At 50.7% G+C, this 24,715-nt stretch carries 25 protein-coding genes; 16 read left to right on the top strand and 9 right to left on the bottom strand.

Going from position 1 to position 24,715, the window contains the following annotated elements; all coding sequences use genetic code 11:
• Nucleotides 1–269 precede the first annotated feature (269 nt).
• Nucleotides 270–1,823 carry an AAA family ATPase gene (locus E6Q52_RS09410; protein WP_292821376.1) on the top strand — a complete coding sequence of 518 codons (1,554 nt, stop codon included), beginning with the start codon at nt 270–272 and terminating at the stop codon, nt 1,821–1,823.
• An 8-nt stretch (nt 1,824–1,831) separates the two neighbouring features.
• Here E6Q52_RS09410 and E6Q52_RS09405 read toward each other — a convergent pair whose 3' ends face one another.
• Entirely contained in the window at nt 1,832–2,170 is a 339-nt protein-coding gene (locus tag E6Q52_RS09405; protein ID WP_292821374.1) for a zinc ribbon domain-containing protein YjdM, read from the bottom strand.
• A 167-nt stretch (nt 2,171–2,337) separates the two neighbouring features.
• A complete protein-coding gene (locus E6Q52_RS09400) occupies nt 2,338–3,213 on the bottom strand; it encodes a PA4780 family RIO1-like protein kinase (RefSeq protein WP_292821372.1) in 876 nt (291 codons plus the stop codon).
• Nucleotides 3,214–3,476: 263 nt separating this feature from the next.
• Between E6Q52_RS09400 and E6Q52_RS09395 the strand changes: the two genes are divergently transcribed.
• Entirely contained in the window at nt 3,477–4,274 is a 798-nt protein-coding gene (locus tag E6Q52_RS09395; protein WP_292821370.1) for a transglutaminase family protein, read from the top strand.
• Between the two features lie 20 nt (nt 4,275–4,294).
• Nucleotides 4,295–5,155, top strand: coding sequence for a transglutaminase family protein (locus E6Q52_RS09390; protein ID WP_292821368.1), 861 nt, complete (start codon nt 4,295–4,297; stop codon nt 5,153–5,155).
• A gap of 177 nt (nt 5,156–5,332) precedes the next feature.
• Here the strand turns inward: E6Q52_RS09390 and tkt are convergent, their stop codons facing one another.
• Nucleotides 5,333–7,318, bottom strand: coding sequence for a transketolase (gene tkt, locus E6Q52_RS09385; RefSeq protein ID WP_292821366.1), 1,986 nt, complete (start codon nt 7,316–7,318; stop codon nt 5,333–5,335).
• Between the two features lie 270 nt (nt 7,319–7,588).
• On the opposite strand from tkt, the gene fae reads away from it, so the two are divergent.
• Nucleotides 7,589–8,140 carry a formaldehyde-activating enzyme gene (gene fae, locus E6Q52_RS09380; protein ID WP_019883452.1) on the top strand — a complete coding sequence of 184 codons (552 nt, stop codon included), beginning with the start codon at nt 7,589–7,591 and terminating at the stop codon, nt 8,138–8,140.
• Between the two features lie 53 nt (nt 8,141–8,193).
• On the opposite strand, the gene E6Q52_RS09375 is transcribed toward fae, so the two are convergent.
• The 3 genes from E6Q52_RS09375 to E6Q52_RS09365 all read right to left on the bottom strand — a co-directional run bounded on the left by E6Q52_RS09375 (nt 8,194) and on the right by E6Q52_RS09365 (nt 11,020).
• A complete protein-coding gene (locus E6Q52_RS09375; RefSeq protein ID WP_292821364.1) occupies nt 8,194–9,207 on the bottom strand; it encodes a Gfo/Idh/MocA family oxidoreductase in 1,014 nt (337 codons plus the stop codon).
• Between the two features lie 80 nt (nt 9,208–9,287).
• Entirely contained in the window at nt 9,288–10,487 is a 1,200-nt protein-coding gene (locus E6Q52_RS09370) for a globin domain-containing protein (protein WP_292821362.1), read from the bottom strand.
• 92 nt (nt 10,488–10,579) lie between these two features.
• Nucleotides 10,580–11,020 carry an Rrf2 family transcriptional regulator gene (locus tag E6Q52_RS09365; RefSeq protein ID WP_292821360.1) on the bottom strand — a complete coding sequence of 147 codons (441 nt, stop codon included), beginning with the start codon at nt 11,018–11,020 and terminating at the stop codon, nt 10,580–10,582.
• 84 nt (nt 11,021–11,104) lie between these two features.
• Here E6Q52_RS09365 and E6Q52_RS09360 point away from each other — a divergent pair, with 84 nt between their 5' ends.
• Nucleotides 11,105–12,331 carry an NnrS family protein gene (locus tag E6Q52_RS09360; RefSeq protein ID WP_292821358.1) on the top strand — a complete coding sequence of 409 codons (1,227 nt, stop codon included), beginning with the start codon at nt 11,105–11,107 and terminating at the stop codon, nt 12,329–12,331.
• Nucleotides 12,332–12,334: 3 nt separating this feature from the next.
• Here the strand turns inward: E6Q52_RS09360 and E6Q52_RS09355 are convergent, their stop codons facing one another.
• On the bottom strand, nt 12,335–12,886 hold the full coding sequence (locus E6Q52_RS09355; RefSeq protein ID WP_292821356.1) for a thioredoxin family protein: 552 nt from the start codon (nt 12,884–12,886) through the stop codon (nt 12,335–12,337).
• A 99-nt stretch (nt 12,887–12,985) separates the two neighbouring features.
• Here E6Q52_RS09355 and E6Q52_RS09350 point away from each other — a divergent pair, with 99 nt between their 5' ends.
• From E6Q52_RS09350 to E6Q52_RS09300, 11 genes are all read left to right on the top strand, one after another.
• Nucleotides 12,986–13,720, top strand: coding sequence for a 16S rRNA (uracil(1498)-N(3))-methyltransferase (locus E6Q52_RS09350; protein ID WP_292821354.1), 735 nt, complete (start codon nt 12,986–12,988; stop codon nt 13,718–13,720).
• A gap of 25 nt (nt 13,721–13,745) precedes the next feature.
• A complete protein-coding gene (locus E6Q52_RS09345; RefSeq protein ID WP_292821353.1) occupies nt 13,746–14,213 on the top strand; it encodes a nuclear transport factor 2 family protein in 468 nt (155 codons plus the stop codon).
• Nucleotides 14,214–14,220: 7 nt separating this feature from the next.
• Entirely contained in the window at nt 14,221–15,150 is a 930-nt protein-coding gene (locus E6Q52_RS09340; RefSeq protein WP_292821351.1) for an AEC family transporter, read from the top strand.
• Nucleotides 15,151–15,322: 172 nt separating this feature from the next.
• The gene (gene cfa / locus E6Q52_RS09335; RefSeq protein ID WP_292821349.1) at nt 15,323–16,495 is read left to right on the top strand and encodes a cyclopropane fatty acyl phospholipid synthase; all 1,173 of its coding nucleotides are present in this window, start codon (nt 15,323–15,325) and stop codon (nt 16,493–16,495) included.
• 159 nt (nt 16,496–16,654) lie between these two features.
• Nucleotides 16,655–18,223 (top strand): amino-acid N-acetyltransferase, encoded by a 1,569-nt coding sequence (argA, locus tag E6Q52_RS09330; RefSeq protein WP_292821347.1) that lies wholly within the window; start codon nt 16,655–16,657, stop codon nt 18,221–18,223.
• Nucleotides 18,224–18,292: 69 nt separating this feature from the next.
• Nucleotides 18,293–19,174 (top strand): acetylglutamate kinase, encoded by an 882-nt coding sequence (gene argB, locus E6Q52_RS09325; RefSeq protein ID WP_292821345.1) that lies wholly within the window; start codon nt 18,293–18,295, stop codon nt 19,172–19,174.
• Between the two features lie 55 nt (nt 19,175–19,229).
• Entirely contained in the window at nt 19,230–19,847 is a 618-nt protein-coding gene (locus tag E6Q52_RS09320; RefSeq protein ID WP_292821343.1) for a glutathione S-transferase family protein, read from the top strand.
• A 4-nt stretch (nt 19,848–19,851) separates the two neighbouring features.
• Nucleotides 19,852–20,514 (top strand): pyrimidine 5'-nucleotidase, encoded by a 663-nt coding sequence (locus E6Q52_RS09315; RefSeq protein ID WP_292821396.1) that lies wholly within the window; start codon nt 19,852–19,854, stop codon nt 20,512–20,514.
• 65 nt (nt 20,515–20,579) lie between these two features.
• The gene (gene slmA / locus E6Q52_RS09310; RefSeq protein ID WP_292821341.1) at nt 20,580–21,173 is read left to right on the top strand and encodes a nucleoid occlusion factor SlmA; all 594 of its coding nucleotides are present in this window, start codon (nt 20,580–20,582) and stop codon (nt 21,171–21,173) included.
• A 24-nt stretch (nt 21,174–21,197) separates the two neighbouring features.
• A complete protein-coding gene (locus E6Q52_RS09305; protein WP_019883468.1) occupies nt 21,198–21,422 on the top strand; it encodes a DUF2788 domain-containing protein in 225 nt (74 codons plus the stop codon).
• 131 nt (nt 21,423–21,553) lie between these two features.
• Complete coding sequence (locus tag E6Q52_RS09300; protein WP_292821338.1) at nt 21,554–22,489, top strand: sensor domain-containing diguanylate cyclase; 936 nt, start codon at nt 21,554–21,556, stop codon at nt 22,487–22,489.
• 6 nt (nt 22,490–22,495) lie between these two features.
• Here the strand turns inward: E6Q52_RS09300 and E6Q52_RS09295 are convergent, their stop codons facing one another.
• Nucleotides 22,496–23,716: a multifunctional CCA addition/repair protein gene (locus tag E6Q52_RS09295; RefSeq protein WP_292821336.1), complete on the bottom strand. Its 1,221-nt coding sequence runs from the start codon at nt 23,714–23,716 to the stop codon at nt 22,496–22,498.
• A gap of 19 nt (nt 23,717–23,735) precedes the next feature.
• The gene (locus E6Q52_RS09290; protein ID WP_292821334.1) at nt 23,736–24,698 is read right to left on the bottom strand and encodes a complex I NDUFA9 subunit family protein; all 963 of its coding nucleotides are present in this window, start codon (nt 24,696–24,698) and stop codon (nt 23,736–23,738) included.
• Nucleotides 24,699–24,715: the final 17 nt, after the last annotated feature.

Here is a 24,715-nt window from a genome sequence, read left to right as displayed (position 1 = left end):
TCAAGAAAAGAAGTGGCTGACGTTTTGCTCGTGCTAGATTGCAAGACCTGACCCAGATGCCATGAATAGCTAGGAGCTCGCGACTCCAATACTCATTCATGCTAACTTAGCTTTTGAACGTTTGGTCTGGCGTTGCTTTACTTACAGAAACATAATATATTTTTATATTTACAAACACTTATTTGATAAATAAAGCTTGCATGAATCCCTGATGACTGAATAATCAGAACCATCATTATCTTGTAGTACTTAATATCGAAGGCTTATCAGTGACGTTAAACTTACAAAACATAGGTGACGCAAAGAAAAAGTTAAATAGATGCAACGTTGCAGTATTTGATAACACTGGAAATAGCTTTCGACACTTTATTAAAAAATTAAAGATAAACTCATTTCGCCACATAAACAATATTGAACTCAGTTTTGATCATCCTGTAACAGTAATAAGTGGTACTAATAAAATTGGAAAAACAAGCTTACTTTTAATTTTAGCTTGTAGTCACGAAGAGTTTAAGAAGATTGATGCAACTGCTCCAGCGGGCGAATTAAGGAACCATGCTTGGAAAGATGTTTTATCATTCACCTCAAAGGAAAATGAAACCAAAGACTACTCATATGAAATTGATTGGCGGGTTGCAAAGCAAGACTTTAATGGCGAAGGTAAGAGGCTCGCCAAAAGTGGAGCTTGGAGCGGACTTGGTAAGAAAAGTAGCTCTAAAAGAACAAATGCAAAAATAAAAGTTCGTGAAGTAAGGCTTATTGATTTAGAAAGAATACTTCCTGCCAGAAGCTTTTCCAGTACGTTATACAGAAAAGCGAATGCCTCAAATCCCCATCGCCTAAACATTGAAATTGAACAAGCATTTGAATATATATTCAATTTATCAAATGTGAAAATCAGCGAAATGGGTTCACATATTAATAAAACTTGTTATTCAATACAGGCGGGCTCAAATTACTACTCGACTTACAATGCAGCCTCAGGTGAAGAGTCTGCAATAAACCTTCTTAAGGATATCTTTGAGTCGGCAAAAGATTCATTAGTTTTGATTGATGAATTGGAAGCTGGCTTTCATCCTTCAGTATTAAGGAAAATAGCAGATATTATTCAATATATTGCTTGGAGAGATAAGAAACAATTCATTATTACGACTCACTCTCCCTCTTTATTGTCTTCTTTTCCAAAAAACTCACGAAAATTTATCGAGAGCCACGGCGATGAAGTTAGAGTCATTAAAGGTATATCTGTGCATGCAGCACTCTCGAAAATGGATGCAATTGGTTACCCATTAATTAACTTGTATTGCGAGGATGATATTGCAAGTTACTTAATTAAAAAGATTATGATTAAAATAGCTCAAACACACGCATATTTTGATAGGTTAATTAACATAATTGAGTCTGGGCCAGTAAATGAAGTTAAAACTGATTATGAACGACATAAAAGAAACTTTCCCCAATTGAAAAATAAAGTTGGATATTGCGCAATAATTGACGGTGACTATAAAAACGACTCTAACTATTCAAACTATCATGAAAACTCGTCTGAAAAGGTAATGTTTTTATATCCATATGAAGCACCAGAGAAGTTTCTATTGAAGGCATATTTAAAAAAACATCCGAATGCAAATGTGGAAGCAGAAGCGCAATATACAGATCATCACTCTTACTTCCAAATGCTAGTAAATCATTCACTAGCTACAGATGACGCAGATGCGAAAAATAAATGCTATGAGTCTTTTAAGGACTCCGCAGAACATACAAAGCATGAAGAAGATATCATTCAATTTCTTAAAGCAGTTGTAACAGAGTTTAGTATTTAAACTATTTTCTAAGCCTTCTTCACAAACTCCGACTTCAACTTCATGGCGCCAAAGCCATCAATTTTGCAGTCGATATCATGATCGCCATCGACCAGGCGGATGTTTTTCACTTTAGTGCCCACCTTGACCACTGACGAAGAACCTTTGACTTTAAGGTCCTTAATCACGGTGATGGTATCGCCGTCTTGCAGTACGTTACCGTTGGCATCACGTACGACTTTCACTTCGTCTGAATCTGTGGCTGCGACCTTGCTCCACTCGTGCGCACACTCTGGGCAGACGTAGTTGTCACCGTCTTCGTAGGTGTATTCGGATTGGCATTGTGGGCAGGCGGGTAATGTGGACATGCGGACTTTCGTGGGGCAATTAATAAAGCCTTATATTTTACAAGGTTATTATTGAATGACCTAGTTCGCTTTTCGCGCTAAGCAATTGTGTCATAGCAGGTGCAAAAAACCGCCTCACAAGAAAGCGCTTTCTATGCGCCATCCGCACGCATTTTAGCGGCATATGTTTAAGGTCGTTTGGGCTTGGGCAGCGCGGCTTTTGCTTCTGCCAAGCGGATTTGCTTTTTGGCCTCATCCTCACGCACGGCATCTATCACTCGCACGACACTTTTTAAATCTACTGGCTTGGTGTCTTGTTTAAAACGTCCTGTCAGTACGGTTTCTGGCGTGAGTGCACCATGCGCGTAGAGCGTCCAAATCTCTTTGCCATATTGCGTGTTGATTAACTCAGGCGCAAATTGACCAAAAAAATCAGCCAAGTTGCCAACATCGCGTTCCAGCATGCTCATGGCGTGGTTGTTGCCTGCCGCATCTACCGCTTGGGGTAAGTCGATAATCACCGGGCCATGGGCGCCGAGCAGGATGTTAAACTCGGACAGATCTCCATGAACGATGCCAGCGCATAGCATGCGGACCACTTCTTTGAGCAAGGATTGGTGATGATGGCGGGCTTCTTCTGCGGTGAATACCACATCGTTGAGTCTGGGCGCGGCATTTCCTTCGGCGTCGGTGACTAAATCCATCAATAAGACACCTTCATAAAACTGATAGGGTGTTGGCACGCTGACACCCGCAGCGGCCAGCCGATATAAGGCATCAACTTCTGCGCTCTGCCAGGCTTCTTCTTGTGCTTGTTTGCCGTATTTTGAGCCTTTGGCCATGGCCCGTGCCTGACGGCTACTTTTAACTTTTCGACCTTCGGTGTAATCGACGCTTTGGCGAAAGCTACGGTTATTGGCTTCTTTGTAGACCTTGGCACAGCGCGTTTCGTCGCCACAGCGTACAACATAAACGGTAGCTTCTTTGCCGCTCATTAGCTGGCGGATCACCGCATCTATCACGCCATCTTCAAGTAACGGCTCTAATCTTTTGGGAGTTTTCATATCATACGCGAGTAGTAATGGCCGTCAGACTACCATCAAATTTAAAAAATCATGCAAGTCTTGCGAAATCTCGTCTTCAGCGGTGAAAACCAGCATAGTAATCATTGTTTGAATTCACTGCCTGGAGCCGCCCCTCGCTAGTGCATAGGGCCTTTAATACAGCCGTCTGAATAGATGCCTGCGTGCATAGCGAGAAAAACTTGTGTCCCGCCTTGGCCAAAGCAGGCTAGAATGGGGAGGAATACCCCACATAAGGATCAAGCATGTGGCTACGTACTGAATGTAACATCCTTTTTAATGTCAGTATCCCTACCCCCTTTATTTTAATGTTGCGACCGCGCAGTGGTGAGCAACAGTGGGTGGCACGTCAGTCCTATACGTTGACGCCGAGTGTGCCGGTGGTGGAATATACCGATACCTATGGCAACCTTTGTCAGCGCTTGATGGCCCCTGTGGGGCAATTTTGCATCAGCACCTCGGCGGATATTTTAACGGCAGATGGGATTGATACTGCCCCTGGCGCCCCCTTTGAGGATGTGCAACATCTGCCTGATCATGTGCTGACGTATTTACTGCCTTCGCGCTACTGTGAGTCTGACAAGCTGATTAATTTAGGTCAGCAGATTGTGGCTGATGTGCGGCCAGGCTACGACCAGGTGATGGCGATTGAGCAATGGATACGTCACAACGTTCGCTACAACACCAACTCTACGCACTTCCAACTCTCTGCTGTCGAAGTGAATCAGCAGCGTGAGGGCGTCTGCCGCGAACTGGCGCATTTGGGCATCGCCTTGTGTCGTGGCTTGTGTATTCCCGCTCGGATGGTCGTGGGATTTTTACATGAGCTGAATCCCATGGATTTTCATGCCTGGTTTGAAGCGTATGTGAATGGCAGATGGTATACCTTTGACCCTACCCAGCCTTTTCCGCGCGGCGGACGTGTGACTGTGGCTTATGGCCACGATGCTGCCGATGTTGCCATTTTTAACCAGTTTGGCCCAGCCTTGCATCCTGAACAGATGCATGTCAGCGTGACGCAACTCACAGCACCACCAGGCTAAATTTACCGGATGCGCATCTGATGAAACGTCTTAAAATCAAACATCTGACCGAGTATGTGTTCTCATCCCCAGTGACCCTGCAACAACATTGTTTGCTGATACGTCCGCGTGAAGGGCACGACTTACGTATTGAGTCCTCTCTGCTGACCATTTCACCGTCTTATCATATCCACTGGTCGCGCGATGTCTTTGATAACTCTCTGGCAACTGTCACCTTTTTACAACCCAGTGACAAGCTGACCATTGCCAGCGAGGTTGTGATACAACATTATGAAGAGGCGCCGTTTGATTTCTGGATGGAGGCTTATGCAACTAACTATCCGTTTGCTTATGCGCAAGCCGAATGGGCTGATTTAGCCGCTTATCAGCGGTTGATTTTCGAACCAGACGGATTTCGTGTGAACCAGTGGTTGCAACAACTGGGCTTGCTCAATGGCCAGCGCAATACGGTGGAGTTGCTGAACAATTTGAACCAGGCAATTTATACACAATTTAGATATCAGGCACGTGAGGCGCCGGGGGTGCAAGCGCCTGCTACCACCTTAAACAATGGCAGCGGCTCCTGCCGCGACTATGCCACACTGTTTATTGAGGCCTGTCGCAACCTCGGACTCGCCAGCCGCTTTGTCAGCGGTTATTTACATGCCCCCGCCACCGAGGCTGGCAACGCCACCACGCATGCCTGGGCAGAAGTCTATCTGCCAGGTACCGGCTGGAAAGGCTTTGACCCGACCTCAGGCCAAGTGACCGGCACACAACATATTGCCGTTGCTGTCGCGCGGGACCCGGAATCAGTACCGCCGGTGGCTGGCAGTTTTATTGGCCCCAATATCACGCCCGCACTGCATGTAAATGTTCAGGTTAACTTGCTCACTGCTTAGTTGCAGTGATCTGTTGATTGGCCAAAGCAGGCAGGCCAAAATTGCGCAATAGTGAAACGATCACGCCTATTACTTTGCACAGATTTAAAAACGCTTTCGCTGCGCATTTGCCTATATATGGGCATAAAAAAACCGCCCCACAAGGAGGCGGTTTTTTATACTGCGAATCTGTTTAAATTACAGAACAGATTTAACAGTAGCGACTACGTTCTCAACTGTGAAACCGAAGTGTTTCAACAGTACGCCGCCTGGTGCGGATTCGCCGAAGGTATCAATACCAACCACTGCACCTTCCAGACCAACATACTTACGCCAGAAGTCTGGGTGAGCAGCTTCAACAGCCACGCGTTTAACGCCTGGTGTCAACACGCTGTCTTTGTAAGCTTGGTCTTGACGGTCGAATACGTTGGTGGATGGCATAGAAACCACGCGCACTTTAGTACCAGCAGCGTTCAATTCTGCAGCCGCTTGAATCGCCAAATCTAACTCAGAACCGTTAGCGATGATGATCACATCAGCCTTGCCAGCGACGTCAGAGAATACATAGCCACCCTTGCGGATCAGCTCGAAGTCTTTGCTGTCGTGCTTGATGCCTGGCACTGCTTGACGGCTTAATACCAAGCTGGTTGGGCCTTCAGTGCGCTCTACTGCAGCAACCCATGCAACGGTTGTTTCTGTAGAGTCAGCTGGACGCCATACATCCATACGAGGAATCAAACGCAGACCAGAAGTGTTTTCTACTGGTTGGTGGGTAGGACCATCTTCACCTTGACCGATAGAGTCATGGGTCAGCACATAAACCACACGTTGATGCATCAACGCAGACATACGCATACCATTTTTCATGTAGTCAGAGAACATGTGGAAAGTACCGCCGTATGGCAACAAGCCACCGTGCAATGCCATACCGTTCATGATCGCAGCCATACCGAACTCACGTACACCGTAAGAGATGTAGTTGCCTGGCTCTTTACCGCTCACGTGTTTGAACTCTTTAGCGGCTGTCAGGTTAGAACCTGTCAAGTCAGCTGAACCGCCCAAGAACTCTGGCAAGATTGGCGCCAACGCAGTAATGGCTTTTTGTGAAGCTTGACGAGTCGCCAATTTCTCAGCTTTTTCGTTGGTTTCAGCAATGATTGCGTCAGTCAGTGCTTTCCAGTTGGCTGGCAATTCGCCGGCCATACGGCGTTTGAATTCTGCAGCTTCTGCTGGGAATGCTTTTTCGTAAGCAGCGAACTTGTCGTTCCATGCAGCTTCACGAGCAGCACCTTTAGCTTTTTGATCCCAGCCTTCGTATACGTCAGCAGGAATCACGAATGGCTCGTGCGCCCAACCGATTTCAGCACGGGTAGCAGCCACTTCAGCGTCGCCCAATGCAGAACCGTGACAGTCGTGTGAACCGGATTTGTTTGGTGAACCTTTACCAATGATGGTTTTGCAGCAGATCAGTGATGGTTTGTCAGTCACTGATTTCGCTTCGTCAACCGCTTTTTGGATTGCCGCCTGGTCGTGACCATCAACTGAAACCACGTGCCAGCCGTAAGCTTTAAAGCGGCCTGCGGTGTCGTCTGTGTACCAGCCTTCAATGTGGCCGTCGATAGAAATACCGTTGTCATCCCAGAAAGCGATCAGTTTGCCCAGGCCCCAAGTACCAGCCAGTGCACATGCTTCGTGAGAAACGCCTTCCATCATACAACCGTCGCCGAGGAACACGTATGTGTAGTGGTCAACAATGTTGTGGCCTGGCTTGTTGAATTGGTCAGCCAGCAGTTTTTCTGCCATTGCAAAACCAACGCCGTTAGCGATACCCTGACCCAATGGACCAGTGGTGGTTTCTACGCCTGGTGCATAACTGTACTCAGGGTGACCAGCACACTTGGAATGCAATTGACGGAATGTTTTGATGTCGTCGATAGACACATCGTAACCAGTCAGGTGCAGCAAGGAGTAAATCAGCATAGAGCCATGGCCGTTAGACAACACGAAGCGGTCACGGTTAGCCCATTGTGGGTTAGTTGGGTTGTGGCTCAGATTGTGGTTCCATACCACTTCAGCAATTTCAGCCATGCCCATAGGTGCGCCTGGGTGGCCGGAGTTTGCTTTTTGTACAGCGTCCATGCTCAGAGCACGGATGGCGTTGCACAAGTCGACACGAGTTGCCATTGTTATCTCCCTAGAGTGAAAGTGAGCGGTCTTACACAAAATGCTGCAAAACCTTGATTGAATTCTTTAAAAAGGCCAGAAAACACGCCTTTTACGGAAAGGCTAGATTATTCACTAGAACCCGTTTTTCTTCAAGCCTTAATCACCTTTTTCTGAGGATGGTTTTGTGATGGCGAACCGATAAAAAAGGCCATTCTGCTGCCTGCAAAGGTAGCTTTCAACCCAAGTTTCCCCTACCATGACAAAACATTGATAGCAAAGGAAGTAATGATGTCTGACGAACGAATTATCATGCGCGTAGGTGAAGCACTGGTCGCAGGCGGCCCACCCGGCACCGCAGCAGAACCAGAAGTTGCGATTGGCGAAATGAATGGCCCCATGGGCACGGCATTTGCCAACCTGCTCGGTGACCAGGTCAAAGGCCATACCCGTGTGCTGGCGATTATGAATACCGACATTATGGTGCGCCCGGCGACACTGATGGTGAGCAAGGTGACGGTGAAAGACCCGCGTTATACCAATATATTGATGGGCACGGTGCAAGGCGCGATTGCTAATGGCGTGCTCGATGCGGTGCGTAGCGGCGATATCCCGAAAGAGAAAGCCAACGACTTAGGTATTATTGTCTCAGTGTGGTTAAGCCCGGCGATTTTGGAACAAGAAAAAATCGACCACAAAGCGCTGTTTGATATTCACCGCGAAGCGACTTTCAAGGCGATTCAGAAAGCCTTGCGCAATGAGCCTAGCATTGACTGGTTGTTAGAAAATCAGGAAAAAATCGTGCACAAGTATTATCAAATGGGCCTCGATGGCAAAATCTAAATAATAAAAAAGGATGCTCAGGCATCCTTTTTTATGGCACAAATCCTTTGTCCCTAGCGCTTCAAGGCAGCAATCACCGCTTCAATCGCCTTGCAATTACCACGCGCATCGTCAAAACTCAGCAATGGTGCTTTGCCGTAGCGCACGCAATCAGCAAAGTGCTCAATCTCTAAATTAAAGTGATTGGCTTTGGGCAAGACAATCGTCTCTGACTTGCCACCCGCCTCCCAACTGATCACTGGATCATCACCTGGATACGCCCACATATTGTGGCATTTGATCCAACCCTTATCGCCAATGAATTCATACTCGGCTTTGCGGCCACGCTCAAAGCTCACATCAAAATGGCCAAAGCGGGCGCGACCCTGGGCATCCGGCCCAAAATCCAGCACACCACTGGCAACCACATCCGCGCCATGTGCATTGAGCTTGCCGTAAGCCACGACATTCACTGGCTCAGCGGGCGCATCGCCGCCACCAAAACACCAGCGCAGCGCATGAATCGCATACGGCCCGATATCCCACATGGCACCGCCACCATTGGCCATATCGCGGTTAATCCGGTACATACGTGCAGGCGCCATGAGGAAAGAAAAGCTGGCGCGGCAAGACAGCACATCGCCAATCAGACCGCTGCCAACCAACGCTTTGACTTTGGCATGCTGCGGATGAAAGCGGTACATAAAGCCTTCCATCACGGTCACGCCCTTGGCTTTGGCGGCGGATTCTATGGTGTCTATATCGGCCAGGCGCGTGGTCATCGGTTTTTCGATCAGCACATGCTTGCCTGCCGCAATCGCTTTCAGCGCCCACTCTGCGTGCTCTTCGTTGGCCATCGGGCAATACACGGCTTCCACTTCGCTATCGGCCAGCAGGCTATCCATGTCGTCATAACAGGTGACACCGCCAAGGTTGGGCGCGTATTTATCCAGCGTCGCCCTGGCAGCGCCTGCGCGACGGCTGGCAATCGCCACTAGTTGCGAATTACTGGCCTCGACAATAGCGGGCAGCAGCCGCTCATTGACTCGCGCAGCCCCGAGAATGCCCCATTTGAGTTGTTTTTGCATGCCAGCTTCCTTTCCTGCGCGGTTCTAAAGAGTGCCATTCTAACGCCAGTTTGCAAATACTGCTGCGTTTGCCCATGCAACTAAGCTGCCTGATTTAAACTTTCCGGCCCAAATACTTCACGGTGGATATGCTGCGGCGGGATGCCCATGGCCAGCAATGCCTGCCACTGCGCGACCATGAATGGCAGCGGGCCACACAGGTAATATTGCGCGTTCAAGGCCGCGTTGAATGGCCACTCGTTCACACGCATATGCCCCTCACGCACCAGGCGCTCTGTCGCAAAACCGGGTTTATCTTCAATATACAAAGCCAGATTCAGTGACGACAATTGCTCGGCGCTTGCCATCAATTCATCCAGATGCGGCACATGCTGCATGGTACGGGCTGCATGCAAAAACCACACCTCACGCTTAGTCTGCGCTTGCTGCAATGTTTTCAGCATGGACAACATCGGCGTGATACCCACGCCCGCCGAGATCAGCACCAGTGGCGTGCTGGCTTGCAGTACAGGCGTCAATTCGCCATAAGGATGGCTGATGCGTAACTGCCCGTCCACCTGGGCATATTGATGTAACCAGCTAGACACCGTGCCTTGCGGTGTTTGCGTATCGCCAGCCTCGCGTTTCACACTGATGCGGTAAGTGGATTTTTGCTCGGCATCTGACAGGCTATATTGCCGGATCTGGCGTGCGCCATCGGCCAGGGTCACAGCCACACTGATATATTGCCCGGCCTTGAAAGCAGGCAATGCCTGCTCTTCTGCTGCCAGCACAAGTGACAGGATACCGTCTGCGGCGGGCGTCACCTCCGTGATGCGCGCGTCTATCCATTGGTCTGCGGCATATCCGGTGCGTTGATATAAGCGGGCTTCTGCAGCAATAAACTCACCCGCCAGCAACCAATAGGCTTCATCCCAGGCCGCAATAAGCGGTGGTGTAGCCGCTTCGCCCAGCACTTCAGCAATGGCCCCCAACAAATGGCGCCCCACAATCGGGTAATGCGCGGGCTTGATGCCTACCGCAGCATGTTTATGCACAATACGGTCAATCACCGGTTGCAGCGCCGACGCGTTATCAATGTTGGCGGCATATGCAAACACCGCCGCGGCCAGCGATTGTTGCTGGCTGCCATTAGCCTGATTGCCCATATTAAACAGGTTTTTCAACTCAGGATGCGCTTGAAACATATTGCTATAAAACGTGGTGGTGATCGCTAAACCATGCGCTTGCAATACAGGCACGCTGGCTTGGATATACGGACGGGCAGCACTGGATAACATAAAAACTCCTTTTAACTAGCATTTAAAATGAAACATTTAATGTAAGAAATTGGCCTGCATTAACAGGCCGCTCCCCACTTAGGCTGCGTGATTTAGGCCGCGTGGGTTTTGTGCATGGCAATAATTTTTTCCCTGGTGTTGTTATTCACAATATCAAACAGACTGTGCTGGTTCATGTGCGCATAAAAAGATTCCAGCCCGGTTTGCAAAGCGTCTTTTAGCAGGCAACCGCCGTGAAACCGGCACACCGGTTTCTCACAGTTAATGAGCTCAGTCGTATTCTCCAGCTCGCGCAAAATATCACCTATGCGCAATTGCAGTGATTCAGGATTCAGTTCCAGACCGCCATTGCGGCCACGCGTTGCCTTGATCCAGCCCAGCTTGTTCAGGCGCGTAATCACTTTAATCAAATGGTTACGCGGCAGGTCAAACGTGGTGGCGATCTCGTCTATGGTCACTTGCTGGTCAAAGCGCGACTGCGACAAATACATCAAGACGCGCAAACCAATATCGGTAAATTTGTTTAATTGCATGTTGTGCATTCTAATATATGTTTCATTTACAATGCAACTTTAATGAATTATGCTGATGACCATAGACCTCAAGGAGCATCTTTTATGCAGCCGCTGATTCAAATCTCCCCGCCCAGCCGCAAACTGCCCGTGCAAAGATTTGCGTTATGGAACCTGGGATTCCGGCCATTTTTCCTGCTGGCCGCAGGCTTTGCCGTATTATCGATGACGGCCTGGATGACAGGCTATTTTCAACTTTGGCCGCCACTATCCCCACAGGCACTCCCCACCATTTCGCCTTCGCAGTGGCATGCGCATGAAATGCTATATGGCTTTGCTTTTGCCGTGATTGCCGGTTTTCTGCTGACGGCAGTTAAAAACTGGACCGGCATACAAACCCTGCATGGCCGCCCGCTACTGGGTCTAGTCGCGTGCTGGGCCATTGCCCGCAGTGTGATGCTCATCGCCCCCGGCCAAATATTGGTAGCAGCAAGTTTTGACCTGGTATTTAACCTATGGCTCATTTTTGCCGTGGCCCAGCCGATCATTAAAGTCAAACAGTGGCGGCAACTTGGCGTGCTATCAAAAATCATTTTCCTCACCATGGGCAACCTCGCTTTTTATACCCAGGCACTGGGCTGGACCAGTAATGGCGCACACGCCGCGCTATGGATAGGCTTGCTGCTCAATGTGAGCCTGATTATGGTTATCAGCCGTCGTATCCTGCCGATGTTTATTGAGCGCGGCGTAAAAGAAGAGGTGACCTTGAAAAATGCAGCCTGGATAGACCGCTTACTCATGGTGTGCCTGGCCGCCTTGCTGATCAATATCCTGACCATGAACACTGAAATACTCAATGCAGTGTTAGGGCTCACTATCAGCTTAAGCGCCGGATTCAGATTATGGCGCTGGCATACGCCTGGCATTTGGCAAGTGCCACTGTTGTGGAGTTTTTATTGTGGTTTGTGGCTGATCAACCTGGGGTTTCTACTCTATGCTGCCAGCTTTCTGGCGCCCCATCTCCCGGTCATTCTGGCCATCCATTGCTGGGCGATTGGCGGCATAGGCCTGATTACACTGGCCATGATGGCGCGCGTTGCGCTGGGCCACACCGGCCGCAATATCCACACCCCACCACGCAGTGTAAGCTGGGTATTTGGCCTGCTTATTTTCGCGACCCTGAGCCGGGTATCTTTGCCTATGCTGCTGCCTGAATTTTACCGCTTATCTGTGATGCTAGCCGCCAGCGGCTGGATAGCCGCATTCGGGCTATTTTGCATCACCTACTGGCCGATACTCAGCAAACCACGCATTGATGGCTCGCTAGGTTAATGGTTATTCTTTCCACTTAATCGAGCAACCGATACTCGGTATTTGTTGCTCGGGCCCTTGCCCACTCTCCGCCACCAACTTCATGGCCTTAAACAAATCGCGCGTGCTGTCAGGCGCCGTTTCTTTGCGGCTTTCGTCAAAACGACCACGGTATTGCAGCTCAAACTGGTGGTTAAAGCCAAAAAAATCTGGCGTACATACCGCATCATAGGCTTTGGCCACTTGTTGGGTTTCGTCCAGCAGATAAGGGAAAGGTAACGCCAGGTCTGTTGCCAGTTTTTTCATGTTTTCCGGGCTGTCTTCAGGATAATCAGATGGGTCGTTGGACATGATGGCGACGGTATTCACGCCCAGCACTTGCAGTGCTTTCACATCGGCAATCAGGCGCGGCAAAATCGCTTTCACATACGGGCAATGGTTACAGATAAACATCACCAGCAGGCCATTACGGCCCATGCTGCTTTCCAGATTCACCAGTTTGCCATCAACATCAGGCAAGTTGAATGCCGGGGCTTTCCAGCCAAAGTCACATACGGGTGGGCTAATGCTTGCCATCAGAGTTGCTCCTGCCATTGAATGTAAACCATGATGGTACGTGATTAAAGCGCCAAGGTGAATCTCCTGCGCACAGGCATTTTGGTTACAATGCCAGTCATGAGTAATTTACGATTTCATAGCCCGACGGCATTAACGGTCGGTCAGCAAATAGCACTGAGCGACAATGCCATGGCACATGCGGTGAGGGTGATGCGCCTTAAAGTGGGCGATACCTTGACCCTGTTTTGCGGCGATGGCTTTGATTACCAATGCGCACTGAGCAGCATAGAAAAAAAGTCCGCCCAGGTGGAAGTACTCAGCCGCGTGCCAGTCAGCAATGAGTCACCACTTGCGATTCGATTGCTGCAAGGGATTTCCAGCGGCGACCGCATGGATTACACCATCCAGAAAGCCGTCGAACTCGGCGTGACGGAGATTTATCCGCTCAGCACCGAGCGCTGCGTCACCAAGTTAACGGGCGACCGTGCCGAAAAACGCACTGAACACTGGCAAGGCGTCGCCATTGCCGCCTGTGAACAAAGCGGCCGCGCGGTGGTGCCCACCGTGCATGCACCACTCACGCTGGCGCAATGGCTTAGCCAGCACGCAAGTCCGAATGACCTGAATTTATTACTGAACCCGATTGGCGCCAAACGGCTGGCCGCTTTAAGCAAACCAGCGAGCGCCATTCAGTTGTTGATTGGCCCGGAAGGCGGCCTAAGCTCGGCTGAAATCGAACTCGCCACACAACACCACTTTCAATCGATCGTCCTCGGCCCCAGAATTTTACGCACCGAAACCGCCGCGCTCACAGCCATTGCGAGCATGCAGTCGCTGTGGGGCGATTTTTAAATTCGCTAGCCAAAGGAGTTACCTGATGGAAACCCGTCCACCGTTACCGCCATTTACTTTAGAAACTGCCATCCAGAAAGTGCGCCTGGCAGAAGATGCCTGGAACAGCCATGACCCAGACCGCGTGATTCAGGTCTATACCGAAGACACCATTTGGCGTAACCGCGCCGAGTTTCCTGTGGGCCGCCAAGCAGTGCATGGATTTTTATCACGCAAATGGGCGCGCGAGCTGGATTACCGTTTAATTAAAGAAATCTGGGCTTTTCTAGACAATAAAATTGCCGTGCGTTTTGCTTACGAATGGCACGACGATGCCGGCCAGTGGTATCGCAGCTACGGCAATGAAAACTGGCTGTTTAATGAGGCCGGCCTCATGATGCAGCGCCATGCCAGCATTAACGACCTCCCCATCAAAGAAACAGACCGCAAATTTTTCTGGCCACTGGGCAGACGCCCGGATGACCATGCTGGGCTGAGCGACTTAGGATTGTAAGCCACGCATGCTCGCAGTGATGTTGCAAATGGCGCTATTGATCGCCGCGGGGATGCTCTGGCAGCGCCTGGCGCCTGGGCATATGTCGGCGTTGTCGCACCGGCGCGCGCTGACAGACCTAGTGTTTTATATCCTGCTGCCAGCGCTGGTGCTGGATATTTTATGGCAGGCACCGTTTGACGCCAGCACCCTCGCCTTTGCCATGACTGCGCTCAGTCGCCTGTCAGTTGCGGCTTTATGCATGTGGCTGACGCTGCAACTGTTGCAGCGCGTGGTGACTATTTCACGCTCCCAACAAGGCGCATTGATGCTGGCAGCCACGTTTCCTAACGCCACCTATCTTGGCCTGCCGGTCACCAGCGAAGTGCTGGGCGACTGGACACACGAAATCGTGCTCAAGTTTGACCTGTTTGCCTGCACACCAGTGCTGCTAACACTGGGTATGCTGATGGCACAAAGCTATGGCCAGTCTGAGCATCAAACACACCCAGTAAAAGAATTATTAAAAGTGCCACCGTTGTGGGCACTGTTGCTAGCCACCCTGCTCAACCTCAGCCACACTCCGCAGCCTATCATGATCGGCCACGCGCTACATACCTTGGCCGGTGGTGTGGTGCCGCTGATGCTGATTGCGCTAGGCATGAGCATCCGCTGGGATACTTTTAAACTCAAATTGATTCCTTTGCTGCTGCCTGTGTGCGTGATTGGTTTACTGATTGCACCATTGGCGGCGCGATATACTGCCATCGCGCTCGGCCTGTATGGCTATCAACTCACTGCCTGCGTACTGCTGGCAGCTATGCCCACCATGGTGTTTGGCATTGTGATTTGCGAACGCTATCGGCTAGATGGCGCCTTATACGCCGCAGCGGTATTTCTGAGCACCTTGCTTAGTATGGGCAGCTTATCACTCTGGTTTGCCCTCTTGCAGCCATAAAAGCGGCCTGTTATCTCTCAGCCAACTCCCTAAAATCACGCAATCCGTGTGAATTTTTATGCTGCATGCTGTCATACGTCATATGACGAGTTGTCAGCAACATCGACTCTTTTTAAGATGCTGTTAAGCCGTCATTCTTTCGTTTTGTGTTATTTGGGATTATCAGACGATTATGCCGAAAACCACGATCCACCACCCGCTTGCGCAGCAGCCTGCGCCACCCGAGACTCTGACCCGCCTGCTGGCCGCAACGGGCGTGACTATTAATGGCCATGCGCCGTGGGATATCCAGGTCTATGAAGAAAGTGTTTACCGCGATGTGTTGACCAAGGGCACGTTGGGATTGGGGCAGGCTTTTATTGAAGGCCGCTGGGACTGCAAACGGCTGGATGAGTTTTTTCACCGCGTGATGCGCGCTGATATTGATGAAAAAATGGGCGGCATGGCCAAGCTCACCTTGCTGGGTGAGGTCATTCGCCATAGCCTGTTTAACTTGCAAGCGCCGCACCGCGCCTACCAGGTCGCGCAACAACATTACGATATTGGTAACGACGTGTTTGAAGCCATGCTAGACAGCAGCATGAGCTATTCCTGCGGCTACTGGCAGCATGCCAGCACGCTAGAAGAAGCCCAGTTTAACAAGCTGGACATGATTTGCCGCAAGCTGGACTTGCAACCAGGTGACCGCGTACTTGAAATCGGTTGCGGCTGGGGCGGCCTGGCCAGACATATGGCCAAGCACTACGGCGTACAGGTCGTGGGTATCACCGTCTCGGTTGAGCAACAAACCGTGGCCAAAGAACGCTGCGCCGAATTACCGGTAGATATTCAGCTCAAGGATTACCGCGACCTGCATGGCCAATTCGACAAAATTGTATCCGTCGGCATGTTTGAGCATGTCGGGCAAAAAAACTATGCCATATATTTTGCAACAGCACACCGCCTGCTCAAAGATAACGGCCTGTTTTTACTGCATACCATCGGCAACCATAAAACCGCCTTGCATACCGACGCCTGGATCGATCGCCACATTTTCCCCAATGGCAAAGTCCCTTCGGCCAGCGAAATCACGCAGGCAATTGAGCAAAAATTCCTGATTGAAGACTGGCACAATTTTGGCCCTGATTATGACCGCACGCTGATGGCCTGGTGGGATAAATTCAATCGGGCCTGGCCAGAGTTACAATTTAAATATGATGAAAGTTTTTACCGGATGTGGAAATACTACCTGATGTGTTGCGCAGGTTATTTCCGCGCTCGGCAAGGGCAACTCTGGCAGCTGGTATTGAGCAAACGGCAGAGCAACCGTGTGTATCGCTCAATGCGCCCGCTGCCAGTAAGTTGATGTTGACGTAGTCCTCTGTGTTCTCTGACCTTATATGACGGCGATTGCCGTCATTTTTTTGTCTATGCAGACCCCTACAAAAATCATAAAAACCTTATTATTTGCAATTAAAACCATTTTTAATTATTATTTTGCATATTAAACTTAATAAAACGACCAATGCTTGGATTAAACATTAGAGATTTGCGTAAATCGCAAAATTTAACCTTACAACAACTCGCTGCCCGCATGGGCACAGATGCGAGTAATTTGTCACGTATTGAACGCGGTGAAATCGGCATCTCTGAGACCCTGCTGCGTGCCGCAGCGCAGGCATTAAATACCACACCGGGCCGCTTGTACGATGCCAATCTGACGCCAGTCTCGCTGACCAATACACCGCCTGCCATTCTCTCCAGCGCCAACAGCAAAGACTTTGTGCACTGGTTTCGCTCAGCAGCGCCGTACATCCATGCCTTTGGCGGCAGCACGTTTGTGATTGCCTTTGGCGGTGAGGTTGTCAGCGAGCAGCAATTTGTCGCCCTATCGCACGACCTTAACCTACTGGCCAGCCTGGAAGTCAGGCTAGTGCTGGTCCACGGCGCCCGTCCGCAAATTGAACAGCGCCTCAAACGCGACAACCTGACACCCAAACTACACAATGGCCTGCGGATTACCGACGATGCCGCCATGGAGGCGGTCAAAGAAGCCAACGGCGCCATCCGCGTTGAAATTGAGTCGCTACTATCTATGGGCATCGCCAATTCGCCGATGGCAGGCAGCGATATCCGTGTCGCCAGCGGCAACTTTGTCACCGCCAAACCGCTAGGGGTGCGCGACGGCGTAGACCTGCAACATACCGGAGAAGTACGCAAGATAGATGCCATTGGCATCCAAAAGCGGTTAGATGACGGCGAATTGGTGTTGTTATCCCCTATGGGCTACTCGCCGACCGGTGAAACCTTTAACTTAACGCTGGAAGACGTGGCAGTGAGCGCGGCCAGCGCGCTGGATGCTGAAAAACTGATTTTTTTGATGGACTCGGGTGGCGTACAAAACCTGCGCGGCGAGTTATTGCGTGAAATGACCTCGGCCAAAGCCAAAAACCTGCTGCGCAATGTGCAAGAGAGTGATGAGCCCATCCACTACTCGGAGGACGTCAACTATTACTTACCTGCCGCTGTTCGCGCCTGCGAACATGGCGTAACGAGAACGCACCTGATTTCGCGGCACATCGATGGCGCCATTATTCAGGAGCTCTTTACGCGCCAGGGCATAGGCACCATGATTACCGAACTACCGCTGGAAACCATGCGCCAGGCCAATATTGACGATGTTGGCGGCATTTTGATGCTGATAGAACCACTGGAAAATGAAGGTATTCTGGTGCGGCGCGGACGCGAGCGCATCGAGATGGAAATCAATTACTTTTATGTCATGGAGCACGACAACCGGGTGATTGGTTGTGCCGCACTGTATCCGTTTGCCCAGGAAAAAATGGTGGAATTTGCCTGCCTGGCCATAGACCCGACTTATCGTGGTGGTGGCCGTGGCGATAAATTGTTTAACTATTGCCAGGAGCAGGCTAGTCAAAAAGGCTATAAAAGGCTATTTTGCCTGACCACACGTACCGAACACTGGTTTCTCGAACGCGGCTTTACCGAGCAAAATGTCGACCAATTGCCGCACGAGAAACAAAAACTCTACAATTTTCAGAGAAAATCCAAAGTTTTCATCAAACCGTTATGAGTTTTGGCTAAAATTCAGCCTGTACCCGATTGACTGCAATCGCCCGATGATTGAATGAAAGTTTGACCTATGCAAACCTCTACCGCTAGCCAAAAAGCGCAAACCCTGTCCGAAGCGTTGCCTTATATCAAACGCTTTTTTGATAAAACCATCGTCATTAAATACGGCGGCAACGCCATGACTGACGAACATCTCAAGGAGTGTTTTGCGCAGGACGTAGTGCTGCTTAAGTTAGTCGGCATGAACCCGGTGGTGGTGCACGGCGGCGGCCCGCAAATTAATGAGATGCTGGATAAGCTGGGCAAAAAAGGCGAGTTTATTCAAGGCATGCGCGTCACCGATGAAGAAACCATGGACGTGGTCGAAATGGTGCTGGGCGGTCAGGTGAATAAAGAAATTGTGAACCTGATTAACCGCCATGGCGGCAAAGCCGTTGGCCTCACCGGGCAAGATGGCAACTTTATTCACGCGCACAAACTGCTGATGGAAGACCTCAAAGACCCGAGCAAAATGATAGACGTCGGCCAGGTGGGTGAAATTACGGCGATTGATCCTAGCATTATCAACTTTTTGGATAGCGGCGACTTTATCCCCGTGGTGGCGCCGATTGGTGTTGGTCGCGATGGTGAAACCTACAACATTAATGCCGACGTCGTGGCAGGCAAACTGGCAGAAATTCTCAATGCCGAAAAGCTGATTTTGCTCACCAATACGCCAGGCGTGCTGGATAAAAACGGCCAATTGCTCACTGGCCTCACGCCTAAACAAATTGACGATTTAGTCGACGACGGCACACTGAGTGGCGGCATGTTGCCTAAAATCGGCTCAGCACTGGATGCGGCGCGCAGTGGCGTTAAATCGGTGCACATCATTGATGGCCGCGTTGAACACGCCTTGCTGCTGGAAGTGCTCACCGACGAAGGGGTCGGCACCTTGATCAAAGCAAAATAAGGATCAAAGCAAAATATCGATCCAGGCAAAATAACCAGTGACAACATGATCCGTGATGGCAGAGATCGTTCTTTATAGCCATAAGCGCACTCGTGGCCGTGCTGTGCACTGGTTGCTCGAAGAGCTCGCAGTGCCCTATCGCGTAGAGTGGCTGGCGCTGGGCCCGACACTGCAATCGGAGGCGTTTCTGGCCATCAACCCCATGGGCAAACTGCCAGCGTTAACGCATGGCGACGCAGTGGTAACTGAAACGGCCGCTATCCTCACCTATTTGGCCGACACCTTTGCCGACAAAGGCTTCATTCCGGCTGGTGGCACGGCTGCGCGGGCGGCTTTTTTCCGCTGGCTATTTTTTGTGGCTGGCCCGCTAGAGGCAGCGACCACCGCCGCACTGATGGATTGGAAAACGCCGGAAACCACGCGCATGGGCACGCCAGCCACAGGATTTCTCGGCTTTGGCTCACTGGCGCTCACCATCGATACGCTGGCAGCGCATTTGCAGCAGCAGCCGTTTTTATGCGGCGAGCAATTTACCGCCGCCGATATTTATCTGGCCTCACACTTGCAAATGGATATGTACTACACGAAAACCATCGCCCCGCGCCCAGTGTTCAGCGACTATCTGCGCGTTGCCTTGCAGCGTCCGGCCAAGCAACGCGTCGATGCGGCCTGATTCAATGCCGCGACGCCAACAGGTGTGGATTTTTGACCTCGACGACACACTGCATAACGCCTCCGCGCACATCTTCCCGGTGATGAACCGGGCAATGACGCAATATATCCAAACCCATTTACAGCTTGAAGAGCCTGCTGCCTGTTCACTGCGCCAGCATTACTGGCGCATTTACGGCGCAACCCTCAAGGGCTTGATGCGCCACCACGGCATCAATCCACACCATTTTTTGGCCGAGACACACGCCTTTTTAACCGACGACATGGTGCAAACCACCAAGCAGTTGCGGCAACTGCTCAAAGCCCTGCCAGGCCGTAAATGTGTGTTTACCAACGCCCCACGCGTGTATGCCTTGCGCGTGCTGGAGGTACTGGGCATCGCCGATTGTTTTTCACTGGTGTTTAGCGTCGAGTCTAGCCGTTTTCATGCCAAACCCAGCGTGCGCGGGTTTCAACTGCTATTACGGCAATTGCGTTGCCGGGCAGCAGATTGCACCTTGTTTGAAGACAGCCTGCCTGCCCTGATGACCGCCAAGCGTTTGGGTATGCGTACGGTATGGATCAGCCGTCGCCTGCATAAACCAAACTTTGTGCAATATAGGTTGCCGCATGTGTTGGCGCTCACTCACAGTGCATTGAAAAAAGCGCCACATACATTCCCGAGCTGAGCGAATGCGGTTAAAATACCTGCCAAAATAACAACACTCACATGGGTTTGGTCTAGGAAATCACAATGGCAACCATCAATAAAGAAGCACGCGCAAACCGCAAACAGCAAATTCTGGAAACCCTGGCAGGCATGCTGCAAACGCCGCGTGGTGAAAAAATCACCACTGCCGCGCTGGCAGCCAAGCTGGATGTCTCCGAAGCGGCCTTATACCGCCACTTTGCCAACAAAGCCAAAATGTTTGAAGGCCTGATTGAGTTTATTGAAGGCGCGCTGTTTGGTGTGATGAACAAAATCACCACTGACGAAACCGACGGCCTCAAACAAGTACAGCTTATGCTGCAAACCATGCTCAAGTTTGCCGAGCGCAACCCAGGCATGTCCCGCGTCCTGATAGGCGATGCGCTGGTCAACGAAGACGATGCCCTGCAGGCGCGCATTAACCAGTTGCTGGATCGCTTGGAAGCCAGCCTCAAACAGTCATTACGCATTGCTGAGGCACAAGGCAATAAAATCACCGATGCTGGCATCGCCGCCAACACCATGATCAGCTTTGTGCTTGGCCGCTGGCATGCTTTTGCCAAAAGCGGATTTAAACGCAAACCCAGTGACAACCTTGAGCAGCATGTCACACAACTGATCACCGGCTGCTTGCAATAAAAGAGATGTAGAAAGTTTTAATCGATGGAAACCACCGTTTTTGGCATGAATGAAGCCCAGCTCACCGAGTTTGGCATGAGCTGGGGCCTGGCCGGGCTGATCTTGTTTATTGTGTTTATTGTTGGCAACCTGGCCTGGAAATCCAAAGCAGGCAAAACCGGCACATTTGCGCTGTTTCTCGCGCTCACCTTAGGCATGGTCGGTTTTCTGGCCAAGCTGGTGATTCAGCATTATCTGAATATCCATTAAAGCTGCTGCGATAGCGCTTAGACCAAACTATGCGTTAACGCTTTATTACCTGCATGGCGCCAGTGGACTATTGCGGTGTCTGTTGCAGTCCGCTAATCTAAACCATAGATAGTGATAAATACTTGTGTGATATGGACAATTCACCCCCTAACGACAGCGATACCTACAAAACCCTGCTCGAATCGACCAAGGCGATTCCATGGCGGATAGACTGGGCGAGCAAACAATTCACTTACATCGGCCCGCAAATCGAGCCCTTGTTAGGCTGGGCACCTGCAAGCTGGCAATCGGTCGAAGACTGGGTCAACCGCATTCATGAAGATGATCGCGAGCGCGTGTTTCATTTTTGCGTGCAGCAATCATTGCAAGGCCTGGATCATGAAGCGGACTACCGCGCACTGACAGCTACCGGTGACTTTGTCTGGATTCGTGATGTGGTGCATGTAATACGTACGCCCAGCGGCGAGCCTGAAGCCTTGGTCGGTTTTATGTTTGATATTAGCGAACGTAAAAAGACCGAAGAGCAATTGCTCATCATGCAAAAAAAACTTGAAGAGCTGTCTTACAAAGATGGTTTAACTGGCGTTGCAAATCGCCGCATGTTTGACAGCGTGCTAGAGCGAGAATGGCTGGAAGCCAGGCAGCACCAGCAGCCGCTCTCACTGATCATGATAGATATCGACTATTTCAAGCAATTTAATGACTTTTACGGCCATTTGCGCGGCGATGAAGTGCTCAAGCAAGTAGCCAATACGTTGGCACATGCTGGGGTGCGCGGCAAAGACTTTTTTGCCCGCTTTGGTGGTGAAGAATTTGCATTGATTTTGCCGGAGACGAATGAGGTATCCGCCAGTAAAATTGCCGAGCGCTGCCGTAACCTGGTCTTCAAGGATCAAATTCCCCACGCAAAATCTGAAGTCAGCCAGATTCTGACCATTAGCGTAGGCGCTGGCAGTATCACGCCTAGCCAGCATGATGAACTTAAAACCTTTGTGGAGTCTGTGGATGCGCTGATGTATGAGGCCAAACGCAATGGCAGAAACCGTATTGTAGTGAAAGGCGCCTAAAGCAAATCAGCGCGATAAATGCAGTGCAGATTGTATGGCATGTATGCGTGCTTCAGCCACTGAGTGCTTAATATGTACGGGGGAGCTACATTGCTTGGCAATTGCGCCCGCATCAATAGTGAGCGCCGCTTGTAAGGCGTAGGCTAGATGTGCTGCATCGTCTAAAGGACAATTTCCCAGTCCTAAACGCCCACGGCTATCACACTCGCAAGCCAGTAAAAAATCCTCGAAACGCGCACGCTGGCGAAATGCATCCAGTTCCTCTAAAAACTGTAGCAAGGTACTGGCTTTCATCTGCCGCGCAGCGTGCAGTTTGCCATGGTATTTTGCCACCACCAGTGCCAAGTCTTTGCAATCATTGGGGACGTGCAAGCGGGCAACCACGTCACGAATCAAATCAACACTACGCAGTTCATGGCCGATGTGGCGTGGCAACACATCAGCGGGCGTCGTGCCTTTGCCCAAGTCATGCGTGAGTGCTGCGAACCTGACCGGCAAGCTATAACCTTGTTTGGCAGCATAATCAATCACCATCATGACGTGGATGCCGGTATCAATTTCGGGATGATAGGTCGCTGTTTGTGGCACGCCCCATAACCGGTCTAGTTCAGGGAATATCACCTTGAGGGCGCCACAGTCGCGCAACATTTCAAACATGCGGCTGGGTTGTTTCTCCATCAGACCTTTGGCAATTTCCTGCCACACCCGCTCAGGCACCAGCGCGTTCACCTCTCCAGCCGCGACCATCTCACGCATCAGCAGCATGGTTTCGGCGGCAACGCTAAAGTCAGTAAAGCGTGCCAAGAAACGTGCGGCGCGCAAAATACGCACCGGGTCTTCGCTAAAAGCGGCGGTGACATGCCGCAGCAGTTTTTTCTGGATATCCAGTTGGCCGTTAAAAGGGTCGATCAGGCTGCCATCTTCGGCTTGCGCGATGGCATTGATGGTGAAATCGCGTCGGGCAAGGTCTTCTTCCAGCGTCACGTCTGGGTCTGCGTAAACACTAAACCCTTTGTAACCCTTGCCGGTTTTGCGCTCGGTGCGCGCGAGCGCGTACTCCTGTTGCGTTTGCGGATGCAGAAAGACCGGAAAGTCTTTGCCGACGGCACGAAAGCCCGCGGCCAGCATGTGGGCTGGCGTGGCCCCCACAACCACATAATCTCGGTCTTTGACCGCCAAGCCCAGCAGGCTGTCGCGGACAGCGCCTCCTACCAGATAGCTCTGCATGGTGCGTCAGGGCCAGACATTAGCGTCTGGCATTAATCACCCGGCCAGCCGCGGCACGAAACTGATCGTAAGCCCCGCGTGGATTGTTCTTGACCAGGTAGCCTGAGATCACGGCAAACATATCGGTTGGCACCACACACAATTCGTTGGCCATGGGTTCCTGGCAGACATTATCCACCTGCATAGACTTCACATTGTCGCGTGAGAGCAATTTGATCGGTAACAACTGCATAAAGCTGCCTTGCAACAAGGACATATTCAGACTCAAGCCCATGATAGGACGCTGCACATGGATGGTTTTCATCACCGCCTCCATGATTTGTTGCAAGGTCATGATAGCAGGGCCACCGAGTTCATAAGTCTTACCATAGGTTGCAGGCTCGTCCACCGCATTGACCATGGCCGCCGCCACATCCTCGACCCAAATCGGCTGAAACCTTGCTTGCGGCATGGCAAGCACCAGCACCGGAATCATTTGAATCAGCTTGGCAAACAGGTTGATAAAACGGTCACGCGTACCAAAAATGACCGAGGGCCTGAAAATGGTCACATGCAGTTTTTTGCTGAATTCCAGCACGGCCTGGTCACCCGCGGCTTTGCTGCGCAAGTACTCACTCGGCGCACTCACAGACGCTTGCAAGGCACTCATATGCAACAAACGGGGCACCCCCAGCTCTTCACATAACTGTGCCACGCGGCGTGGAAACTGATGGTGCATTTTTTCAAAGCCGTTATCGCTGGTCTGATGCAAAATGCCAATCAGGTTAATCACCACATCACTGCCTTGCAATTGGGCTTTTAATGCAGACTGCGCGTGAATATCACACTCCACCACTTGCACATTAGGTAACAAAATCAGGTGCTTGGCCTGTTCACGGCGCCGCGTCAGCACTTTTACCTGATATCCTGCCTGATCCAGCCTGGCAACTACACTACTGCCTACAAAACCGCTACCACCTAATACAGTGACTGTTTTCATCATGCTTATTCCTGATTCGT

The sequence above is a fragment of the Methylophilus sp. genome, assembly GCF_008015755.1.
In the GTDB taxonomy this organism is placed as follows: domain Bacteria; phylum Pseudomonadota; class Gammaproteobacteria; order Burkholderiales; family Methylophilaceae; genus Methylophilus.
Note: the sequence above shows the minus strand (reverse complement) of the source record. Positions and strands in the feature narration are given on the sequence as shown.

Excerpts from the sequence above, each read along its gene's own strand:
- argB (WP_292821345.1), top strand. The coding sequence starts at position 18,293 with ATGCAAACCTCTACCGCTAGCCAAAAAGCGCAAACCCTGTCCGAAGCG.
- E6Q52_RS09400 (WP_292821372.1), bottom strand. The coding sequence starts at position 3,213 with ATGAAAACTCCCAAAAGATTAGAGCCGTTACTTGAAGATGGCGTGATA.
- E6Q52_RS09295 (WP_292821336.1), bottom strand. The coding sequence starts at position 23,716 with ATGCAGAGCTATCTGGTAGGAGGCGCTGTCCGCGACAGCCTGCTGGGC.
- E6Q52_RS09395 (WP_292821370.1), top strand. The coding sequence starts at position 3,477 with ATGTGGCTACGTACTGAATGTAACATCCTTTTTAATGTCAGTATCCCT.
- E6Q52_RS09390 (WP_292821368.1), top strand. The coding sequence starts at position 4,295 with ATGAAACGTCTTAAAATCAAACATCTGACCGAGTATGTGTTCTCATCC.
- E6Q52_RS09365 (WP_292821360.1), bottom strand. The coding sequence starts at position 11,020 with ATGCAATTAAACAAATTTACCGATATTGGTTTGCGCGTCTTGATGTAT.
- E6Q52_RS09350 (WP_292821354.1), top strand. The coding sequence starts at position 12,986 with ATGAGTAATTTACGATTTCATAGCCCGACGGCATTAACGGTCGGTCAG.
- E6Q52_RS09405 (WP_292821374.1), bottom strand. The coding sequence starts at position 2,170 with ATGTCCACATTACCCGCCTGCCCACAATGCCAATCCGAATACACCTAC.
- cfa (WP_292821349.1), top strand. The coding sequence starts at position 15,323 with ATGCCGAAAACCACGATCCACCACCCGCTTGCGCAGCAGCCTGCGCCA.
- E6Q52_RS09290 (WP_292821334.1), bottom strand. The coding sequence starts at position 24,698 with ATGATGAAAACAGTCACTGTATTAGGTGGTAGCGGTTTTGTAGGCAGT.
- E6Q52_RS09315 (WP_292821396.1), top strand. The coding sequence starts at position 19,852 with ATGCCGCGACGCCAACAGGTGTGGATTTTTGACCTCGACGACACACTG.
- E6Q52_RS09305 (WP_019883468.1), top strand. The coding sequence starts at position 21,198 with ATGGAAACCACCGTTTTTGGCATGAATGAAGCCCAGCTCACCGAGTTT.
- fae (WP_019883452.1), top strand. The coding sequence starts at position 7,589 with ATGTCTGACGAACGAATTATCATGCGCGTAGGTGAAGCACTGGTCGCA.
- E6Q52_RS09375 (WP_292821364.1), bottom strand. The coding sequence starts at position 9,207 with ATGCAAAAACAACTCAAATGGGGCATTCTCGGGGCTGCGCGAGTCAAT.
- slmA (WP_292821341.1), top strand. The coding sequence starts at position 20,580 with ATGGCAACCATCAATAAAGAAGCACGCGCAAACCGCAAACAGCAAATT.
- argA (WP_292821347.1), top strand. The coding sequence starts at position 16,655 with ATGCTTGGATTAAACATTAGAGATTTGCGTAAATCGCAAAATTTAACC.
- tkt (WP_292821366.1), bottom strand. The coding sequence starts at position 7,318 with ATGGCAACTCGTGTCGACTTGTGCAACGCCATCCGTGCTCTGAGCATG.
- E6Q52_RS09300 (WP_292821338.1), top strand. The coding sequence starts at position 21,554 with ATGGACAATTCACCCCCTAACGACAGCGATACCTACAAAACCCTGCTC.
- E6Q52_RS09345 (WP_292821353.1), top strand. The coding sequence starts at position 13,746 with ATGGAAACCCGTCCACCGTTACCGCCATTTACTTTAGAAACTGCCATC.
- E6Q52_RS09320 (WP_292821343.1), top strand. The coding sequence starts at position 19,230 with ATGGCAGAGATCGTTCTTTATAGCCATAAGCGCACTCGTGGCCGTGCT.
- E6Q52_RS09370 (WP_292821362.1), bottom strand. The coding sequence starts at position 10,487 with ATGTTATCCAGTGCTGCCCGTCCGTATATCCAAGCCAGCGTGCCTGTA.
- E6Q52_RS09360 (WP_292821358.1), top strand. The coding sequence starts at position 11,105 with ATGCAGCCGCTGATTCAAATCTCCCCGCCCAGCCGCAAACTGCCCGTG.
- E6Q52_RS09340 (WP_292821351.1), top strand. The coding sequence starts at position 14,221 with ATGCTCGCAGTGATGTTGCAAATGGCGCTATTGATCGCCGCGGGGATG.
- E6Q52_RS09355 (WP_292821356.1), bottom strand. The coding sequence starts at position 12,886 with ATGGCAAGCATTAGCCCACCCGTATGTGACTTTGGCTGGAAAGCCCCG.